Source organism: Devosia sp. (genome assembly GCF_048261455.1).
Classification (GTDB): Bacteria; Pseudomonadota; Alphaproteobacteria; order Rhizobiales; family Devosiaceae; genus Devosia_A.
The window spans coordinates 1-367 of the sequence record NZ_JBLXGA010000035.1 but is presented as its reverse complement, the minus strand read 5'-3'; the positions used below and the strand labels follow the sequence as shown (position 1 = coordinate 367).

Genomic DNA, 367 nt, shown 5'->3' with positions numbered 1-367 from the left:
GTATGCTTTTGATATCAGTATCAGACCCTGTCTGTTACTGGATCAAATCAAGCCTATCGGACAATTAGTACCGGTCAACTGAACGCATTGCTGCGCTTACATCTCCGGCCTATCGACGTGGTGGTCTACCACGGTCCTCAGGGATACCTTGTTTTGAGGGGGGCTTCCCGCTTAGATGCCTTCAGCGGTTATCCTGTCCGTTCATAGCTACCCAGCACTGCCGTTGGCACGACAACTGGTCCACCAGTGGAACGTTCACCCCGGTCCTCTCGTACTAGGGGCAACTCCTCTCAAGTATCCTACACCCACGGCAGATAGGGACCGAACTGTCTCACGACGTTCTAAACCCAGCTCACGTACCTCTTTA

Annotated in this window: 1 rRNA gene; it reads right to left on the bottom strand. The window is 52.9% G+C overall.

The window, feature by feature from the left end:
* Positions 1-43: 43 nt before the first annotated feature.
* Positions 44-367 (bottom strand): 23S ribosomal RNA (locus tag ACN0TK_RS18330); the annotation flags it as partial.